The sequence below is a fragment of the Floridaenema evergladense BLCC-F167 genome, assembly GCF_041929205.2.
GTDB lineage: Bacteria > Cyanobacteriota > Cyanobacteriia > Cyanobacteriales > Aerosakkonemataceae > Floridanema > Floridanema evergladense.
In genome coordinates, this window is record NZ_CM171625.1 from 5337964 (window position 1) to 5357476 (window position 19513).

Consider the following 19513-nt stretch of genomic DNA (forward strand, 5'->3'; position numbering starts at 1 on the left):
GGTTCTTTGCGGTGCAAAAAAAACAGGCTGCAATATAGTAAATACTCCAACTAATTGCTGGCAACATAGTTAGAGCAGATAACTATACTGATTCCTATCACTCAGCGAAATGAGCGATCGTGCCATCAACCACCGCAGTTACCTAATTATTTCAGGAAAACTTTAAAGGAAATTACCCTGTAACTAGATTTTCTGTAAATTTTTCGTAAAATCTTTTCCCAAATAAGGGGAAATTAGAGATGCTAAATGCTTACAGCAAAAGAGATTTACCTCTTACTCCTCACATTGAGTGGAAAAATGCCAAATTTTTTTTCATGATAACCTGAGCAATAATGAAGAAAAACTATAATCTGTCTCATCTCAGAAACATGAAGGAAAAACAAACAAATAATTTATGTGTAGGTTTGTTAGGATTTTTCTCAAAATTATGTACGAATGTGTAAGTAAATTAGCATCTACCTAAAATTAGCAGTTAATAAAAAAAACTTATTGTTAGTAATTACTGCTAATTGAATTTTTTATAAATTTCCCCATAACCTCGCATCTGAGTTAGCAGCACCAACTTATTGATTAATTACTCGCTTAGGTAGAACAAAATGGCATTAAACAGCGTCATGGTTAAAGAAGTCGATATTAAACAGGGTGAGTTAGACATATCGGCAGAAGTAGAACTGCCTGTAAATGAAAATACTGATGCAGCAATTCATTTAGCTACTGCGGAACGGCATCAAGAAATATTTACCCCTGATTGTATTGTGACAACTCCCGCCCAAGTTTACCTGAAATTTGAAGACCTAATGTGTTTTGAAGTGGTCGATCGCCAATTTCAAAAATGGGGTGTTACATTTAACAACTGCATAGCGATTCGTCCCTCTAATCCAGCGTTTCCACCTTACTCTGGTACTACAGTGCTAATGGGAGCACCGAAGAGTGGATGGTTAGAAGCGATGTTCGATCGACCTGTTAAATCTGTAAGTGCTTTGGTTACTACCTCTCAGAAATTAGTATTAGCGGCTTATAACCAAGATAATCAACTGCTCAAAGAAGTAGAGATTTCTGAGCCAAATTTGGCGGGTTATCACTCATCAATTCCACCAAACGCATTAATTACAATTACCGGAGCAAATATCTATCGAGTTACCTACTGTGCTTTTGATGGTCAATTTATTTTAGATGACTTTAAGTTTCAACTTTAGCTAAAATTATCCTGAGAGATGCTATTGTTTCTATAAGTTGATGTGGATTGATTATCCACATCACAAGAAACTTATTATCTGGCAGGTAAGCAAGGTGGCACAGGCTTCCTCTTGGTGGCAAGATGTGGTTAATCAACTCCCCAACTCGTTGTTTGTGGAGTTCCAAAGCCAAAGCAGAACTATTAAAATTTTCTCTGGTAAACAGTCAAGGAGTTCGAGATATTGGCTGTTAGGCTCGATCGCGGCGATAACAATTATACTGAGCGATAGAAAGTTGCTCTTGGCTAGCAGCATTGGTGTGGTAACGATATGGTTAGTTTATCGGCTACAATCAGGCAATTGGCAGCCTTATTTGTCGAACTTGCGTCGATTACTAACAGGTGCGAATCGTCAGTTAGTAGTAGCGGTGATTAGCGGTGGATTGGCGACATTGTGTGGTTATGTGGCGATCGCGGGTGCAGACACTCAAAGCTCTTGGATTACACTAATTGTACTGCTCCAATCTCTAGGCACCCTACCAATTTTAGGATTACTGGTTTGGCAAATCCTCACCCAGCAAACAAAACCAGACACCACAAAGCTTGACCAAATGCTAGCAGATTTAACTCATGCAGACCCCCTAAAACGTTTAATTGCCGTTCGCTATTTAACAAGTTCCGTCAAACGATTTGATTTTAACCACAAAATCTGGATTAGTGATTACTTTCGCCTCATGTTAAATCGGGAACAAGAAGCAATAGTTCGTGATGCCATTCTTGACGGTTTAAGGATATTAGAAAATTATCCCAAACTAGGTGAAGCTAGAGCCTCTTTTTCAATGCCAGTGAATGTCAAACGCCATGAAGTGAAAGCAGAGAAGCACAGGCGCACAGTACCATACGAAAAATAAATTTTCCCATTCTCTGCCAATCCTCGGTTCCCAAAACCAGGATTTTTATTGCTAAGTTAAACTTAGGTGTTGTCTCATCTTGATTTAATGCAGCTGGCTCCAGTTTTTCCGATTTTATATCGCATTTTGCAACCTACCTTTCCCTCGTGTCTGTGGTCGGGAAGTGTTCGAGAACCGATCGTCGCTTTAACTTTTGATGATGGCCCTCATCCGCAATATACACCTGAGTTATTGGAAGTTTTAGATAAGTACAAAATTCCTGCCAGTTTTTTCTGGTTGGGTGTTTGTGTGGAAAGGTCGCCAGAGGTGGCGAAAGCAGTTTATCAGCGAGGACACTGGGTAGGTTTACATGGCTATAATCACCAGATGTTTACCAGTTTTACTCCGCCAAATTTAAAGCAGAATTTGGAAAAGACGCAGTTAGCGATCGCTCAAGCTTGTCAGTTAGATTTTGATTACGTTCAAACTCACGTTAGAGATGTTCGCCCTCCCAATGGTGTGTTTACACCGCAGATTTTAAACTCTCTGCAACAGTGGAATTATCGCCCAGTCATGTGGAGCGTAGTCCCGGAAGATTGGGTACTCCCAGGAGTAGCTATTGTAGTACAAAGAGTATTATCTCAAGTGCAAAATGGTGCGTTAATTGTATTACATGATGGAATGTTTGGTGGGGCTGAAGTTGCAGAAACTACAGCGCTAATTGTAAAAAATTTGCTTCAACGAGGCTTTAGGTTTGTTACAGTAGAGCAGCTTTGGCAACTAAATTCAGTAGTTTAATTAATCCAAGTTAACGAATATTCATACAAATTCTGCGGGCGATCGGAGAATTGTAAAGTTTTAGTAAATTTATCTACCCACCCACCTGTCATTTCACATCTGAGTTCATTAGAATGACAGAGTGTAGTTCAGTCCTTTGTCAAGACCACTACGGCTGAAACTTAGTACTTTAATATAAATAGAGTTTCTGTGACTTAAATTCTAAGGATGTCAGTACATCTAGCGTCACTTCTAAGCTTTTGTGGCTGTGTGGTAGCTAAACTGAGGTGAGACGAAAAACTGGTTAAACCAGATTCCCCTTAAATCAGGAATCATTAGCGACCAAATAATCCGAAAAGCCACAAAATTCAGCCAAATCGTCTAACATGACCAATGACAATAGAAACTACCAAATTAGTTCAACTAAACTAGCTGAAAATGGGTGCAATACTTTACGTAGGCTTATTCGCAACTCTGAGGACAAAAACTGCTTGGTTATCCTCCAGCCTATTGTCTAAAATTTTGTGGGGTAAGTTCACCTGAACTCTCTATCCAGCAAGAACGCAGGTGAAATTATACCCCAACTTGCAGAATAATTTCGATGTTTAGCATCTTTGGGCAAAAGCCGATGCAACAATAATTTTTCACCCTAATTTTCCAGTTGAATGGAGACATCGAAAAACTGCATAGATAAAAGCAAAAACTGCTGGCAATTTTTGTGAGAAAGGCTACAATCGTAAAGATCTTGACAAGACCCAACAATAAATTCAGTCACTTACGCTTCCAATAAACGCTTATGTTTTAACTCCGAAGCACAGTGTTTTTGCCCGAACCAGTTAATTAATAATTAAGCTTTTAATGCTTGTTTGGTCTTTTACTGGTTAATATGTTGGGAGATTGATTGCATCATGATGTCTAGTTGTTGATTTTGTTAACCCAAAGGAGCATGAGGAACGCGGCATGACCCAGGCTAACAACGTACTTGATAATATAAGTCCTACTTTGGAAGAGCTACTCTTAGCAGAAGAAGTGGAAGAAGCAGATCAAGACGAGTTTTTAGAAGATGTGTCCCCTGAAGAAGACGATGGAAAGCCTGGTAAGGTACGCTCAAACCGTCGTCGAGCGCAAACTAAGAAAAAGCATTATACAGAAGACTCAATTCGCCTGTATTTGCAAGAAATTGGTCGAATTAGACTGTTACGGGCGGATGAAGAAATCGAATTGGCAAGAAAGATTGCTGATTTGTTGGAATTAGAACGGATTCGAGAGAGTCTTTGCGATCGCTTAGACCGTGACCCCCACGATCGCGAGTGGGCGGCAGCGGTAGATATGCAGTTGCCTGCGTTCCGTCATCGCCTCCATTTGGGGCGACGTGCGAAGGACAAAATGGTGCAGTCCAACCTCCGTTTAGTAGTTTCGATCGCCAAAAAATACATGAATCGCGGGCTGTCTTTCCAAGATTTAATTCAGGAAGGTAGCTTAGGTTTAATTCGGGCAGCGGAAAAATTCGATCACGAAAAAGGCTATAAGTTCTCTACTTATGCGACTTGGTGGATTCGTCAGGCAATCACTAGAGCAATTGCCGATCAATCTCGGACTATTCGTTTGCCTGTTCACTTGTACGAAACTATTTCCCGGATCAAGAAAACTACCAAATTGTTATCGCAAGAAATGGGTCGCAAACCTACTGAAGAGGAAATAGCTACTCGCATGGAAATGACGATCGAGAAGCTGCGATTCATTGCTAAATCTGCTCAATTGCCTATTTCCTTGGAAACCCCGATCGGTAAAGAAGAGGATTCTCGATTGGGAGATTTTATTGAGTCGGATGGCGAAACTCCAGAAGACCAAGTTTCCAAGAATTTGCTGCGCGAAGATTTGGAAAGTGTTTTAGATACTCTGAGTCCAAGAGAACGGGATGTTTTACGTCTGCGTTACGGTTTGGATGATGGCAGAATGAAGACTCTTGAAGAAATCGGGCAAATTTTTAACGTGACTCGCGAACGAATTCGTCAGATTGAGGCTAAGGCGTTGCGGAAGCTACGTCATCCTAACCGCAATAGTATTCTTAAAGAATATATTCGTTAGCAACTTTTTTACCATACTTTGAGCAGGTTCCAGTAGCGATCGCTATTGGAACTTTTATTTATGCAGAAATAGGGAGTTTTTTGGCTCCCTATGAATAGTTCGTTTCAGATTGTCAGAGGTAAAAAGAATACAAGAATTACATCAAACCTAAGAAATGTAGAACACCTTGACCGGAAACTAGTTCGGTAATTAAAGCAGCAACAAAACCAATCATTGCTAACCGACCGTTCCAATTTTCAGCTTGGGGTGTGAAGCCGAATTTAACATCGTTGCGATTTTCACCTTGCATAGTCTCAACTCCGTAAATGAAGTTTTGTAAAGTCCTGTAAATTAATGTAACTGATGCTGGGTAAAAATGCAACTATTGGTATAAGCCGAGATACAGAGACGCACTGGAAGAACTACATTAAGCCCCAAAAATGGAGAACTCCTTGATGAGAAAATAATTCAACTAGTACTACTGCTGCAAAGCCGATCATCGCTAAGCGACCGTTCCATATTTCTGCTTGAGGAGTAAAACCTGTTTTCCAGGTGTTACGTTCTTGAGGATCGGTAATTGGTTTTACTTGAGTAGTGTCTTGCATCTGGAAAACTCCCAAAAAAATGAATTAATGTGAACAATTATTAAATAATATAAAAATAAATGAAGAAAGTAAGCTCTGTCTAAAGTTAGAGATTATTGCTTCTAATGATAGTTTTGGTTAAGACTGTCTGAAGTTAAATTGAGTTAGCAGGAGTAAAAAAGATGAGTTATCCGTCAGCACCTTGGACATTAAAAGGTTATGCCGTTCAGACTGTTCAATTGGTGGATGTTGAGCGATCGCGCCCGCTAATTCCCCAAGAATTAGAAATTGTTTCAGTTTGGCCCGGAAAAACAATTGGAGGAGTGTATTTATCCTCCTATAAATTGGGTTCAACTTTGGAATATAACGAGTTAATTGTAGTTCCGGGAATGGTGAATTATGCCGGAAAATTTGGTTCTTGGATTTCTCACATTTATGTAGACAATTCCGACTCTGTAGCTGGTGGTAGAGAAATTTGGGGATTACCAAAAGAGTTAGCAGAATTTACTTGGTTAACCGGAGAAGAGTCTAGTGTAATTGTTAGACAAGGAGATAAAGAACTTTGCAACCTTACTTACACTAAACCCAGTTTGGCATTGCCTGTTTCTTTAGCTTTGTCAAGTTTCAGTTCTTCAATTTCGGATTTTCTGTTATTTAAAGGTGAATTTGCAACCCGTGTGGGATTAGTCAGTGGTAAATTGCAAGTACCTACAGAAAGTCCTTTTGCTACTTTAAATTTAGGTCAGCCTTGGTTAACAGCTTATTGTGATGATTTGCGTTTAGTTGCCAATGCGCCAGAAGTAGTAGGTGAGAGGAAAGTTGAGTTTAGTTATTCTTGAAAAAGAAGAATTGGCGATCGCAATCACTGGAAGTGGTGGGTGGTGCGATCGCCATACTGAAAATTTTCTCTAGCTAAAATTGCTCAAAACTGTATAGAAAACGAACCGATTACGGTTAATGGTTCTCCAGGTTCAATACCACCCTCATTTCCAGTCAAGGCTCTAATGTAGTAGGTGTCGGAAATATTTCGGAAATTCACAGCCCAACGATAGTTGTTACGGCGATAAAAAATTGCAGCATTTCCTATTAAATAATTACCAACGCGGTAGCTATTTGCCAAGTTGCCAAAACGGTCATCTGTATACTCGAATCCCAGACCAAAACCTAGTCCTTTTAAATTTCCTTGTTGAATTTCATAAGTAGTCCACAAACTTGCTTTATTCCTGGGAATACCAAAAAACCGATTGCCAACAATTGTTTCATCTGTATCATTACTGACCTTAGCATCAATGTAGGCGTAAGACCCGATAATTTTCCATCCTGGTAATACTTCACCCGCGATATCGAATTCAATACCTCGACTTTTTTGCTCTCCAACAGCGATCGAAAACAGGGGATTATTTGGATCGCTAGTTGCTACATTTGATTTTGTAATATCAAAGTAGGTTAGTGTTGCTAATAATCGTTGCGAAAATAGCTCAGTCTTAATTCCAACTTCAAAACCTTCTCCTTCTTCTGGTGCTAGAATACTGCCGCTAGCTGTTGTGGATGTGTTTGGCTTGAAAGACTGCGAGTAATTAGCAAAGAATGACAATTGTGGGATAGGTCGGTAAAGTAAACCTAGTCGCGGAGTTAAGGCATCATTGCTTTGCTCAGTTTCACCACCTTCATTGAAAGCGGTTTGGATATTGGAAGTTTTTTGAGTTATTGAGTCGTAGCGTAAACCAGCAACTAAAATCAAGTTATCCAGCAAGTAAACTTGGTCTTGCAGATAAATTCCTAAACGGTTGGCTGTGGTGAGTGTGTCGCCAAATGGTGGCAAAGAGGAACGATTAGGTTTAGGAAAACTATAGTCTGGATTAAAAATATTTAGAATTGATGGATTAGCAGCATCAAATACTGTGGCGATTCTCGATTCGCTGCGGTTTAAGTCAACCCCCATTGTGACTGTATGTTTAATCGATCCGGTTGTAAAGTTTCCCACTACACTTGTAAACAGAGAATAAGAGCGGTCTTGACCGTCTTGATCTGCATAAAAACGGGTAATATTTTCATCTTCGACAATGAAAGGAAGGGCGACAACGCTATAGTCGTACTCATAACTGATATAGCGGAAACCATTGCGAATTTTCCAGTTATCGCTAAAGCGATGTTCAAAACTGTAGCCTGTACTTAGATAGTCTGTTGCGATCGTATCATCTGGGTTATTTGCTACAAAATCTCTAGGAACAGGAGCCACTCCGTTACCAAATTTGGTAATTCCAAAATCAGCAGGTTTGTTTTCGTGAATGTATTCTAAATTAAATGCTAAATCGGTACGATCGCTAACTTTCCAACTCAACACAGGAAAAACTGAAAATCGATTTATATCTGTTTCAAAATCACGAAAACTGCGATCGTGCTGGTACAACAAATTTAAGCGATACAACAGATTACCATTGTTTGTCAAAGGCCCCGTTAAATCAATCCGAGGTCGGACAAATTCTCGACTGCCAACTTGAAGTTCTGCTTCGTGGAAAGGTTGGGCTAAGGGTCGTTTAGATACCAGATTGATTACGCCTCCAGGCTCAATTTGACCGTACAAAATAGAAGATGGGCCTTTAAGAACTTCTACCTGTTGTAGATTGGCAAGTTCTGGTATTGCTTGAAAACTTCCATATATTCGATAACCGTCTCTGAGTACTGGTGCACCATTAGCAAATTGGTTGCCAAATCCACGAATGCTAAAACTCGCTTCACGCCCCCCATTACTACCAGCAAATGTTACACCACTGATGTTAGTTAGAGCATCTTCAATGCGTGTTACTTGCTGATCTCGGATTATTTCTTGGGGGATAACTTGGACTGAGAAGGGTGTTTCTAAAATCGGTGTATCGGTTCCAGTTGCCGTTGACGCATTGGGAACAATGTAGGCTCGTTGTATAGCGCGTGTTACTACAATTTCCACATCTTCTATATTTTCGCCCAGCGGTTTGAGTTCATAAGCCAGTTCTCCAGTTTTTAATATTACATTTGTGGGAATTCGATCGCTTCCCACCACCGTAATTTGGATGCGGTTGCCATCAATTTGATTAATTGCAATTCTGGTAATATTGGTGCTGGGATTTTCGGCAATAAATTCATTTTCTTCTGGCAATTTCAGCAGGGCATTAGAAATATTGGCAATTAACCGATTGCCTTGGGTGGTAAATTGTCGAGCATCGATTTGTAGCGGCTTTCCATCTTGGGTTTGGAGAATAATTTCTACACTAGTTTCGGTGCGGTTAATTTGCACTTTGGTTACTTGTATTAATGCCTGCTGTTGTGCTGTTTCTATTTGGGCAAGCCATTCTTTAACTGTAGTAGCAGGGCGATCGCGCACTGAGCTAGTTTGAGCAGTATCTATGTTTTCTAAAACTTCTTGTGCCATTACGGATTGGACAAGCGAGCAAGCTAGAAGACTAGCAAAAACTAATCTTAAAGACAACTGAAATTTTTCGATCATTTCCTCACACCAAATAAAGCAACAATGTAGTTAATTAGAAAGCCTAATTAACTGATAGTTCTATTAATTTTGAAAAAATTTTTTACCTGCGAACGAGCAATTTTCTCCGCTTCCAGTTGATTAACCCTGTGATGAATAAAAGCGTGGGCATAAAGCCGAGAAATAAGTATAAAATCCGGGTGGGTAGTCCCCCAAAAGTACCAAAGTGGAGATCTGCGATCGCTACCAAAAATGCAAAAAATGGATCGGCTTTGATGACTTTATTAGCTTGTACTACCTCTCCACTATAACGATCCAATTCAACAACGCTGAGATCGAAACGCCCTGTTTCTTGATTCGGCAATCTCTTTCTCACCATCAGTTTTTGAGAATCGTGTTCGGGAAATTCGATAAAGGTAATTTTTCCTTCCGGGATGGCAGCGTTGGCTTTTTGAATCAATTTGTTAATCGCAACAGCTGGTTTTTCAGGTATCGGTTTTATTTCTGGGGATTGGTTGAACATCGGCAAAAAGTGAACAATGACGATCGCAACCCCCGTGAATCCAGAAATTAATAAAAATAGGCTGGATAAAATACCGCTTACTTTATGAATGTCGTAACTTAGTAGAGGTAGAGGTGATGAAAAACGAATTTTAAAACCGCTTTTTAGTTGTCGCCACCCTGTCCACAACAACATTCCAGTAAATGCCATTAATAATAGCAAAACTCCTGTCACACCTACAATAATTTGCCCAACTTTTCCGACAAATAAATCGTGGTGCAAAGTGTAAAGAAACCCAACAGGAGAATACTCCCAAATTCGCGAACCTAAAATTTTTCCTGTATAAGGATTCACAAAAGTTTGTAACCGATGTTCATTACGCATCTTCTGGTTAATAATGTAGCTTTCATCCGGTTTTTTAGGGGTTTCAATAAACCACAGAGGTACGTAAGGTTGAGCATTTTGCACTAGCGCCACCATTGTATCGAGCGAAACTTGTTTCGTTTGCGGTGTGACATGATAAAGCGATCGATTTAAAACACGATCCAATTCCTGATGAAACACAATAGTGGCACCTGTCAGACTAATTACTATCAGCAACAACCCCATCACAATGGCGATCGAACCATGCACTCTCAATACCAAGTTGCGAATTTTCATCGGCGGTAACTCCTCTATATTGCTGGGATGAAATAGGCTGAGAAAAGTTTTCGAGTTTGCACCTTTCTTCTATAACCGCAATTACGTCATGAAAAATTTCCCCACTCATCCCCTGATGAGTGAGTTAGCTAATGAGCATCCCACTTATAGGTTTAAACAGCAGGAGAGAGCAGTTAAATGCACATCACCTTAAAAGCCACCCTATTAAAAGTCTTTCTCAAAAGCTGTAGAGAATATAAACCATATTGCAAATACTTTGCAAGTAGTTAAGAAGAACAATTGCAAGAGTTTGTAGCTTATGTTTCTTCAAAAGCTTATATAGCAATAGTTTTAGGCTGATTGATAATGGTTAATGAAAAGTTTTTATTAAAAGCTAATACTATTAATAGACATCGTTAACGCTATATATAGTTATATAGTTGTTTTTAGATGTCTTCTTTCAGACTTAGAGGTATGAGAAACAAATAGCAAATAACCTTTGTTAGTAATGTTCTAGACTGATAAAGCAATCATCTCAGTCAGAAAAGGAAACAGACGATGCGACTCTCTCAAATGTTATTTGTCACATTGCGGGAAGACCCAGCCGAAGCAGAAATTCCCAGCCATAAATTATTACTCCGCGCAGGTTATATTCGTCGCATCGGTAGCGGAATTTATGCTTATCTTCCCTTAATGTGGCGCGTGTTGCAAAAGGTTTCGCAAATTGTGCGCGAAGAAATGAATGCTACAGGCGCACAAGAATGTTTATTACCACAATTACAACCTTCGGAATTGTGGAAAGAATCTGGTCGTTGGGATACTTATACTAAAGCTGAAGGTATCATGTTTGCGCTGACCGATCGCCAAAAACGCGAATTAGGTTTAGGGCCAACTCATGAAGAAGTAATTACAACAGTTGCTAAAGATATGATTCGTTCATATCGTCAATTACCGCTACATTTGTACCAAATTCAAACTAAATTCCGCGATGAAATTCGCCCTAGATTTGGTTTAATGCGGGGAAGAGAATTCATCATGAAAGATGGTTATTCTTTCCATGCTGATGAGGAAAGTTTGAAGAAAACTTATCAGGATATGCACCATGCTTACAGCAATATGTTGCGGCGCAGTGGATTAGCTTTTCGGGCGGTGGAAGCTGATTCTGGGGCAATTGGTGGTTCTGGTTCTCAAGAATTTATGGTATTAGCAGAAGCGGGAGAAGATGAGGTTTTATATACAGAAGATGGCAAGTATGCCGCTAACGTAGAAAAGGCAGTTTCTTTACCTGCGGATGCTGAACCTTCTACTTTTAAGAGTTTTGAAAAAAAGGAAACTCCGGGAATTGAAACAATTGAAAAACTGTGTAAGTTCTTGAAATGTTCGCCTACTCAAGTGGTGAAAAATGTACTTTACCAAGCTGTTTATGATAATGGTATGACGGTTTTGGTATTAGTAAATATTCGGGGCGATCGAGAAGTAAATGAAGTTAAATTGCTGAATGAATTGACCAAATTAGCTGATAAATATGGCGGTAAAACTGTTTTATCCCTGACTGTTCCTGATGCAGAGAGTCTGGAGAAATGGGCGGCGAAAGCTTTACCTTTGGGTTATATTGCTCCTGATATTGGTGATGAATATATTGCGGCAAATAAACAGGTAAGTGCGAAGTTTTTGCGCTTAGTTGATAAAACAGTTGTTGAGTTAAAGAATTTTGTTACTGGGTCTAATGAATCAGGTTATCACGTTGTTGGTGCTAACTGGAATTCTGAGTTTAAATTACCAGAATTAGTAGTCGATGTACGCAAAGCTAGACCGGGCGATCGAGCTATGCACAACCCGGAACAAACCTTAAAAAGCGCTAGAGGAATTGAAGTTGGGCACATCTTCCAATTAGGGACAAAATATTCCAAAACAATGGGCGCAACCTACACTAACGAACAAGGGGAAGAAATACCTTTAATTATGGGTTGTTATGGTGTGGGTGTATCGAGATTAGCGCAAGCAGCAGTAGAACAATCTTACGACAAAGATGGGATAATTTGGCCTGTGGCGATCGCACCTTATCACACCATTATTTCCATTCCCAATATTGCAGATACCGAACAAATGGAAGTAGGAGAAAAACTTTATCATCAACTCAATCAAGGGGGAATCGAAACAATTTTAGACGATCGGAACGAACGCGCCGGGGTAAAATTCAAAGATGCCGATTTAATTGGCATTCCTTACCGGATTGTCACTGGACGATCGCTCAAAGATAGTAAAGTCGAAGTCGTCGATCGTGCAACTCATCAATCTCAAGAAATTGCTATTGATGAAGTAGTATCCACTCTGAAACAGTGGATAACTGAAAAAATTCAGAAATAAGGGAAAAATTTAGTGCGATCGGTTGAGTTTCAGCAATTTAAATGCTTGAATAGTTTGTTGTAAGCGCTTGGGTGCTAAAACACTAAAGCGTTTACAACAAACAAATTAACTTAAATCCTTTTAAACTTATGGAATTTCTCACCATATTTCTGTCAGCATTGCTGGGTGTACTTGGATCGGTTGGCTTTTTTGTCGATCGCTTTGCAGAAAATGCCATTCGCCAAAGATTTCAAAGAGTAGAACAACTAAAAGTTCGCATTGATAACGCTCCCAATTATCAATTAATTAGCGGTAAAGTACAGAGAGTAAGAGTTGCAGGAAGAGGACTTTGGTTAACACCAGAAGCCCGCATTGCTGTTCTAGAATTAGATACCGATCCGATAAGTGCAAACATTCAAGCACTCAGGGGAGGAAGAATATCACCAGCATCTTTACGCCAACCAGCAAAAGCCGCATTTCGATTAGTTTTAACTGAAGAAGATGTGAATAATATATTAAAATCACCCAAAATTTCCCAACAATTACAAAGATTAAGTGCCAGCTTTTTAGGTAATATGGGTGGTCAACAAGTAGAATCTTACGAAATTATTAATCCTAGAATTGAATTTTTGCCCGAAAATCGCTTGCGATTTCAAGTAGAATTACAGCAGAAACAAGGAACGGGAACCCAGCAATCTAACTCAGGAGAAAAGTTAGCTGTAATCGCTGAGTCAGGATTAAGAATAGTCAATGGACATCAGTTGGAATTAATTTCTCCAGCAGTTTCAATTAATGAAAATACTATCCCCGAATTTCTGATTGGTGCTTTAGCGCAAAGTTTTATTGATGATTTGGATTTGAAAAAATTGGAAAAATCGGGAATTATTGCCAGAATATTAGACTTTGAAGTGAATCAAGATAATTTGGAAATAGCGGCTTTTGTGCAAGTACAACCACAAGCACAAAAACAACCACAAACACCAGCACAACCGAAGGAGTAAAGTAAATTTATGGAACAGCGCCAAGCAATTTGTCAGCTTTCTCTAGGCGCAAAGGGAGCGATCGCAATTCTACTTTTAACTATTAGTAGCGGGGCGGTTTTAACTAGTTGTAATCCTAACATTCCCGAAACCACCGTTCCGACAACTGAACCAACCAAACCTGTCACAACGCCAAAACCAAGCCCACAAACTGCAACAACAACAGCAGAAACAAAAGCACAAATCTACTTATTAGAAGATAAAAACGGTAAATTTCAACTAGTAGCTCATCCTGTAGCTATTGAGCAAAAAACTACCAACGAAACTGCAATTTTAGAACAATCATTTAAGCGTTTGTTAGCTCAATCAAATACTAGCAGTACTCCCAACCAACCTGCATCTGCAATTCCTCAAGGAACCAAATTGCGAAGTATTAAAGTAGACAAAGACGCTATTACCGTTGATTTATCTCCAGAGTTTACTTCCGGTGGTGGTTCTGCTTCCATGACTGGGCGCTTAGGACAAGTGATTTATACTGCCACTAGTTTAAATCCCAAAGCCAAAGTGTTTCTCTTAGTTAATGGCAAACCTTTAGACACTTTGGGTGGAGAAGGTTTAGAAATATCTCAGCCAATCACCAGAGAAAATTTTCAGAAAGACTTTCCGCTTTAAAACTTTAAACTTTTTAATTAACTAAGGAAACCAGGGAGAATTTCAGACGATTGATGAGCAATCGCCGAGCAAAAATTCTCCGGTTCCTCATTCCTTACTAGCCAAACTAAAGTCGCGGAAGTGACGAGCTTGTTGTTCAATTCGAGTTGCCAAGCGATCGCACACCAAATTACACAACTCAAAAATTAACTCATCTTCTACCTTGTAATAAGCAGAAGTTCCTTCACTGCGACGGCTCAAAATGCCTGCTTGTAGCATCACTTTAAGATGTTTAGAAACATTAGCCTGACTAGTTTGGGTTGCTTCCACCAACTCTTGAACGCACTTTTCGTCGTCACGAAGTAGATTTAAGAGCCGCAGACGCATTGGCTCGCTCAAAATGCTGAAATATTCAGCTACTTGTTGCACAACTTCTTGTGATACAGGTTGCGCTTGTTTCATTGAACTACATGGGAGGGACTGATCCCCAGATTTTACCAGTTCTTTTCTTTATGGCAATACATTAGACTAATTTTAGATTCCTGATTTAGGATGGTCATCCATCGGGATTGATCCGAATCAGTGGTTGACCATATTCTACAGGCTCTCCGTTTTCTACTAAAATTTGCATCACCTGCCCGGAAAATTCTGCTTCAATCTCATTCATTAACTTCATTGCTTCAATGATACAGACTGTTTGCCCAGTGCGAATGCGATCGCCCACTTGCACAAAAGCCGCTTCCCCCGGAGCCGGAGATCGATAAAACGTCCCCACCATCGGTGAATTTACTGTCACCCATTTAGTATCCACTGGTACAGAAGCAGCTGGTGAGGCTGGCGTGGCTGCAACAGCCTCACTTACCCCACCATTTGCCATTTCTTTGGTTGGACTTGGCACCCCTGTTGTGACAGCTGACATCATCTGCGGGGATGTTAGCACCTGATTACTCGCTCCAGACACCTGAGAAACGCTGATACCGATGCTTTTTCGCATCGTTAGTTCAAAATCAGCGCTCTTGAGTGTCAACTCTGCGATGTCAGTTTGACTAAAAACTGTCAGTAGCTCGCGGAGTTCATTAAAATCCAATTCCACAGTTTATTTAGCCCCGTTAAGTTGGTTTTGGGTAAATCAATTCGGATTTTGGATCAACGAAAAAATCCAATCTCCCACAGTAATTATTCTCGACCTAAGTATTTATCGTCACGAGTGTCAATTTTAATCCGTTCCCCTACAGTGATAAACAGAGGAACCATGATTTGAGCGCCTGTTTCGACGATCGCAGGTTTAGAACCTCCTGTCGCCGTATCACCCTTGACACCGGGATCGGTTTCTGTTACTTCCAATACCACAGAATTAGGTAATTCTACTTCTAGTACCTGCTCGCCCCAGCGAACGACGTTCACTTCCATACCTTCTTTTAGATATTTGACGCGATCGCCAATTTGTGCAGCTGAAAGCCGACCCTCTTCATAAGTTTCCATTTCCATGAAAACGTATTCATCACCTTCTTTGTAGGTATGCTGCATTGTACTTTTTTCCAAAGTAGCTTGGGGTACAGTTTCCCCAGCCCGGAAAGTCCGTTCCATAACTTTACCACTTTGGACATTTTTCAGTGTTGTCCGCACAAAAGCTGAACCTTTTCCCGGTTTAACGTGGAGGAATTCCACAACTTTCCATACGCTTCCATCTAATACAATTGATACACCGGGTCGAAAGTCGTTACTCGAAATCATGAACCTTTTTCCTGGGCAGAACAATCGGGACTATTAATTGTACCTCTCTTGGGGGACGGGTGATTAGGGGGGACTGAAGAGGTGGGGGGATGGGGAGTTTTGAGTTTTAAGTTTTAAGTTTTGAGTTTTGAGTTAAACTTCCCCACCTCCCCATCTCCCCATCCCCCCATTGTGGGAAAATCTAAAATTGTGACGCTATCAGAAATCTGAATTATGTCTGGTTTGAGTCTTCCAGTTCTGAATGTGCTGAAACGCTGGCTAAAAACTGGCATCTTGGCGTTACTGTTAGTCACCCTGTCCATTGGTCTTTGTGCTGCTGGTGTGCGGGACAGTCGTTTACCACAGGGGAATGCTATTACTGATGGGAAAACGCTTTTGCGGTACTCTTTGCCGATCGATAACAAGCAAGTTAGAGAACTGCAAAAGAGTTTGGAAGATATTCCCCAACAGTTGAGGGGTAAGCGCTGGAGTGCGATTAATGGGGATGTCAAGAAGGCTACTGCGATCGTTGGCGATCGTCAATCTGATTTGTTAGCTAGTGTCTCCGATGACCAAAAACCCCAAGTTCAAGCTTTGATTAGTCAAATAAGTGAAAGTCTAGATTCTCTCAAAGCTGCCGCTGAAGCTAAAAATCGACCACAATTGTTAGATCAAACTTCTAGCATCCTCAATTTAGTAGGAGAACTAGAAGAGTACATGGTACAAAAATTTCCCTTTGAAGTACCTGCCGAATATAGCAATTTACCCCAACTCAAAGGTCGTGCTACTGTTAAAATCACCACAGAAAAAGGCGACATTAGCCTAGTAGTTGATGGCTACACTGCCCCTGTTACTGCTGGTAATTTTGTCGATTTAGTACAACGTGGTTTTTACAACGGTTTACCTTTTACTCGCGCTGAAGAATCCTACGTCCTCCAAACTGGAGATCCACCAGGCAAAGAACAAGGTTTTATTGACCCAAATACCAAAAAATATCGTGCTATTCCCCTAGAAATTTTAGTTAGAGGTGATGACGCTCCTATTTATGGTATTACCTTAGAAGATGCCGGACGTTACCGCGACCAACCTGTACTACCTTTCTCAGCTTACGGTGCTGTAGCAATGGCTAGACCAGAATCAGAAGTTAATGGCGGTTCTTCGCAGTTTTTCTTCTTCTTATTTGAACCAGAATTAACACCTGCTGGTTTAAATTTATTGGATGGTCGTTACACCATTTTTGGTTTTGTAACTGAAGGGAAAGATATTTTGCAAAAGCTGAAACAAGGTGACAAAATTGAATCTGCAACAGTAATTAAAGGCGCAGAAAATTTAATTCAACCTCAGAAAAGCTCCTCCGACTAAAGTCGAGGCTATACAAACAAAGTCCGCTTATGCGGACTTAATAACCTGCGAAGGCAGGTTTTGTTTGTATAGTAGCGATTTTAATCGCCAAAACCTTTTTAAACTTTTTTCCCAATAATCATCGAAGTTGCTATGAGCAATTTTCCCTTAGCAATACAATCATTGTTCGTAGTGTTAGCCTTCCTTGCCATTTTCATTGCGTTTCCAGCGGTTTTGTTTGGCGTAATTCAAAAATGGCAAGTTATTTTTTTAATGCTGGGTTATTTGCTGTTTTTTTTGGGGAATATTTGGCGGGTTTGGCGCTATGGTAAATTAAGTAGGAATCAGGAAGATGCTCAATTTAAAGATTTTACGGGTTTGGCAATTTTAGCGGGACAATTTATTGCTTTTTTAGTTATCCATTGGTGGGCAATTTATGATTTTTCCCGATCGCCAACTACTACAACTGTTTGGCAGGCGATCGGTATAATTATTTTAGTTTCAGCGATCGTCATCAACCAATTGGCTATTCGCACTCTCAAGGGTTTGTTCGATCGCATTACAATTAAACCAAATCATCATTTAGTCACCACAGGTATTTATAGTCAAGTGCGACATCCCGTATATCTAAGCTATGTTTTGTACCTAGTGGGATATTGCACGATTCTGCAAAGCTTTGTTAGCCTAGTAATGAGTGTAGTTAGTTGTACAATTTGGTTAGGAAACAGAATTAATATAGAAGAAAAAATGCTGATTGAAAGGTTTGGCGATCGCTATCAAGCATACCAAAGCAAAACTAAAAAAATCATTCCTTTTATCTACTGAAAAAAAACAGGTGTTTAAATTATGGCAGTTCTCGAATATTTAGTGGTAATATCTCTGGCAGGAATGACTGGGTTTGTCCTATTTAGGGCGGCTGAATCTAAGAGCAAACAACAAAAATTAACCAATGCTTTTTATCGGTTATTAGAAGATAGAGATAGTTGTGTTTCATTGATTCAGTTATCAGCAACCGCTAGGGTGGAACCGCAGTTAGCAAAACAATATTTAGACGAACAGGTGAAGATATTTGGGGCGTTTCCCGAAGTAGATAATGATGGCAATACTTATTATCGATTCCCCAAAATGTAGTCATGTTTGACGAAAATCCAGAACAAAAAGTTAAAGATATTGGCGAACAAGGTTTACTGCAAAAGTTACACCGTTTTTGTCCTCCAGATATAATTGGCGATGATGCAGCAGTAATTAAAACTTTGCCAGAACAATCTTTAATTGTGACAACTGATATGTTAGTAGATGGGGTGCATTTTAGCGATCGCACTACTTCCCCAGAAGACGCAGGTTGGCGTGCTGCTGCTGCTAATTTATCAGATTTAGCGGCGATGGGTTCGACACCTTTGGGAATCACTGTTGGATTAGCAATTAATGGCGAAACTCCGGTTAGTTGGGTGGAAAAACTTTATCAGGGAATGAATGATTGTTTGCAAATTTATCATACTCCGATTGTTGGAGGCGATGTAGTGCGATCGCCAATCAATACCATCTCAATTACCGCTTTTGGACAAGCTAATCCTAATTGTATTATTCGCAGGGGAAATGCTCAACCGGGAGATGCGATCGTAGTCACAGGAATTCACGGAGCCTCAAAAGCCGGATTAGAATTATTACTAAATCCAGAAATTGGAAAAACCCTCAAAGATACCGAAAAAAATACATTAATTAAAGCCCATCAACGCCCCAAACCAAGATTAGATATACTACCAATACTCTGGGAAATTTTATCATCCCAATCCCCAGGCTTCGACGTGAGCGCTCAGCCGAACGTCCCCAGTCCCCAGTCCCCAATCCCTATCGCCGGAATGGATAGCAGCGACGGATTAGCAGACGCAATTCTACAGATTTGTAATTTTAGTAAAGTGGGGGCAAAAATTGAGCGATCGCAACTTCCCACACCATCAGCTTTTCATAACTGGTTATCCCCGCAGCAAAGTATAGAATGGGTATTGTATGGCGGAGAAGACTTTGAATTAGTGTTGTGTCTTCCATCTGAAATTGCCGAAAGTTTAGTCGAAAAATTAGGGAAAGATAGCTCAATTATTGGTAGAATTACTAAAGAGAAAATTGTACAAATAACAGATAATACAGGCAATTATGCCGATGAAAATTTGAGCCTCAGCCAAGGATTTCAACACTTTTGAAGTAAGTAGGATAGGGCGTGCCATCAAGTGCTATCTTTAGACATAACAGCACTATCCAGGTACTATTGAAAATGCTCAATACCGTGATTGATGTCTCGCCTAAAGACAAACCAAGTAAAAATTAAATGACCAACGAGAAACCAGAGGAGCGATCGGAGTGGAGTCCATTAACAGAGACAAGAGACTGA

General features: G+C 40.1%; 19 protein-coding genes. 12 read left to right on the forward strand and 7 right to left on the reverse strand.

What is annotated here, in order from left to right:
* The first annotated feature begins 596 nt into the window (after nucleotides 1-596).
* The 4 genes from ACE1CA_RS25740 to rpoD all read left to right on the forward strand — a co-directional run bounded on the left by ACE1CA_RS25740 (nucleotide 597) and on the right by rpoD (nucleotide 4929).
* Entirely contained in the window at nucleotides 597-1196 is a 600-nt protein-coding gene (locus ACE1CA_RS25740) for a hypothetical protein (RefSeq protein WP_413276209.1), read from the forward strand.
* 94 nt (nucleotides 1197-1290) lie between these two features.
* Nucleotides 1291-2085, forward strand: coding sequence for a hypothetical protein (locus tag ACE1CA_RS25745; protein ID WP_413276210.1), 795 nt, complete (start codon nucleotides 1291-1293; stop codon nucleotides 2083-2085).
* Nucleotides 2086-2172: 87 nt separating this feature from the next.
* A complete protein-coding gene (locus ACE1CA_RS25750; protein ID WP_413276245.1) occupies nucleotides 2173-2862 on the forward strand; it encodes a polysaccharide deacetylase family protein in 690 nt (229 codons plus the stop codon).
* Between the two features lie 939 nt (nucleotides 2863-3801).
* Nucleotides 3802-4929: an RNA polymerase sigma factor RpoD gene (gene rpoD, locus ACE1CA_RS25755; protein ID WP_413276211.1), complete on the forward strand. Its 1128-nt coding sequence runs from the start codon at nucleotides 3802-3804 to the stop codon at nucleotides 4927-4929.
* A 136-nt stretch (nucleotides 4930-5065) separates the two neighbouring features.
* On the opposite strand, the gene ACE1CA_RS25760 is transcribed toward rpoD, so the two are convergent.
* Together ACE1CA_RS25760 and ACE1CA_RS25765 are read right to left on the reverse strand one after the other, a co-directional pair.
* Nucleotides 5066-5218: a chlorophyll a/b-binding protein gene (locus ACE1CA_RS25760; protein ID WP_413276212.1), complete on the reverse strand. Its 153-nt coding sequence runs from the start codon at nucleotides 5216-5218 to the stop codon at nucleotides 5066-5068.
* Nucleotides 5219-5330: 112 nt separating this feature from the next.
* Nucleotides 5331-5513: a chlorophyll a/b-binding protein gene (locus tag ACE1CA_RS25765; protein WP_413276213.1), complete on the reverse strand. Its 183-nt coding sequence runs from the start codon at nucleotides 5511-5513 to the stop codon at nucleotides 5331-5333.
* Between the two features lie 161 nt (nucleotides 5514-5674).
* On the opposite strand from ACE1CA_RS25765, the gene ACE1CA_RS25770 reads away from it, so the two are divergent.
* Entirely contained in the window at nucleotides 5675-6331 is a 657-nt protein-coding gene (locus ACE1CA_RS25770; RefSeq protein ID WP_413276214.1) for an acetoacetate decarboxylase family protein, read from the forward strand.
* A gap of 83 nt (nucleotides 6332-6414) precedes the next feature.
* On the opposite strand, the gene ACE1CA_RS25775 is transcribed toward ACE1CA_RS25770, so the two are convergent.
* Both ACE1CA_RS25775 and ACE1CA_RS25780 read right to left on the reverse strand, forming a co-directional pair.
* Complete coding sequence (locus ACE1CA_RS25775) at nucleotides 6415-8976, reverse strand: TonB-dependent siderophore receptor (protein WP_413276215.1); 2562 nt, start codon at nucleotides 8974-8976, stop codon at nucleotides 6415-6417.
* 82 nt (nucleotides 8977-9058) lie between these two features.
* Nucleotides 9059-10117: a PepSY-associated TM helix domain-containing protein gene (locus tag ACE1CA_RS25780; RefSeq protein ID WP_413276216.1), complete on the reverse strand. Its 1059-nt coding sequence runs from the start codon at nucleotides 10115-10117 to the stop codon at nucleotides 9059-9061.
* Nucleotides 10118-10654: 537 nt separating this feature from the next.
* On the opposite strand from ACE1CA_RS25780, the gene proS reads away from it, so the two are divergent.
* The 3 genes from proS to ACE1CA_RS25795 all read left to right on the forward strand — a co-directional run bounded on the left by proS (nucleotide 10655) and on the right by ACE1CA_RS25795 (nucleotide 14094).
* Nucleotides 10655-12463: a proline--tRNA ligase gene (proS, locus tag ACE1CA_RS25785; protein ID WP_413276217.1), complete on the forward strand. Its 1809-nt coding sequence runs from the start codon at nucleotides 10655-10657 to the stop codon at nucleotides 12461-12463.
* 128 nt (nucleotides 12464-12591) lie between these two features.
* Nucleotides 12592-13443 carry an LmeA family phospholipid-binding protein gene (locus ACE1CA_RS25790; protein ID WP_413276218.1) on the forward strand — a complete coding sequence of 284 codons (852 nt, stop codon included), beginning with the start codon at nucleotides 12592-12594 and terminating at the stop codon, nucleotides 13441-13443.
* Between the two features lie 9 nt (nucleotides 13444-13452).
* Nucleotides 13453-14094, forward strand: a complete 642-nt coding sequence (locus ACE1CA_RS25795; protein ID WP_413276219.1) for a GerMN domain-containing protein — start codon at nucleotides 13453-13455, stop codon at nucleotides 14092-14094.
* 87 nt (nucleotides 14095-14181) lie between these two features.
* Here ACE1CA_RS25795 and ACE1CA_RS25800 read toward each other — a convergent pair whose 3' ends face one another.
* The 3 genes from ACE1CA_RS25800 to efp form a co-directional block, all read right to left on the reverse strand.
* Entirely contained in the window at nucleotides 14182-14535 is a 354-nt protein-coding gene (locus ACE1CA_RS25800) for an ArsR/SmtB family transcription factor (protein ID WP_413276220.1), read from the reverse strand.
* A gap of 94 nt (nucleotides 14536-14629) precedes the next feature.
* Nucleotides 14630-15166 carry an acetyl-CoA carboxylase biotin carboxyl carrier protein gene (gene accB / locus ACE1CA_RS25805; protein ID WP_413276221.1) on the reverse strand — a complete coding sequence of 179 codons (537 nt, stop codon included), beginning with the start codon at nucleotides 15164-15166 and terminating at the stop codon, nucleotides 14630-14632.
* An 83-nt stretch (nucleotides 15167-15249) separates the two neighbouring features.
* Entirely contained in the window at nucleotides 15250-15807 is a 558-nt protein-coding gene (efp, locus tag ACE1CA_RS25810) for an elongation factor P (protein ID WP_413276222.1), read from the reverse strand.
* A gap of 213 nt (nucleotides 15808-16020) precedes the next feature.
* On the opposite strand from efp, the gene ACE1CA_RS25815 reads away from it, so the two are divergent.
* From ACE1CA_RS25815 to thiL, 4 genes are all read left to right on the forward strand, one after another.
* A complete protein-coding gene (locus ACE1CA_RS25815; protein ID WP_413276223.1) occupies nucleotides 16021-17148 on the forward strand; it encodes a peptidylprolyl isomerase in 1128 nt (375 codons plus the stop codon).
* 132 nt (nucleotides 17149-17280) lie between these two features.
* Nucleotides 17281-17952 carry a methyltransferase family protein gene (locus ACE1CA_RS25820; protein ID WP_413276224.1) on the forward strand — a complete coding sequence of 224 codons (672 nt, stop codon included), beginning with the start codon at nucleotides 17281-17283 and terminating at the stop codon, nucleotides 17950-17952.
* Nucleotides 17953-17973: 21 nt separating this feature from the next.
* Nucleotides 17974-18258, forward strand: coding sequence for a hypothetical protein (locus ACE1CA_RS25825; RefSeq protein ID WP_413276225.1), 285 nt, complete (start codon nucleotides 17974-17976; stop codon nucleotides 18256-18258).
* Between the two features lie 2 nt (nucleotides 18259-18260).
* Nucleotides 18261-19325 (forward strand): thiamine-phosphate kinase, encoded by a 1065-nt coding sequence (gene thiL / locus ACE1CA_RS25830; RefSeq protein WP_413276226.1) that lies wholly within the window; start codon nucleotides 18261-18263, stop codon nucleotides 19323-19325.
* Nucleotides 19326-19513: the final 188 nt, after the last annotated feature.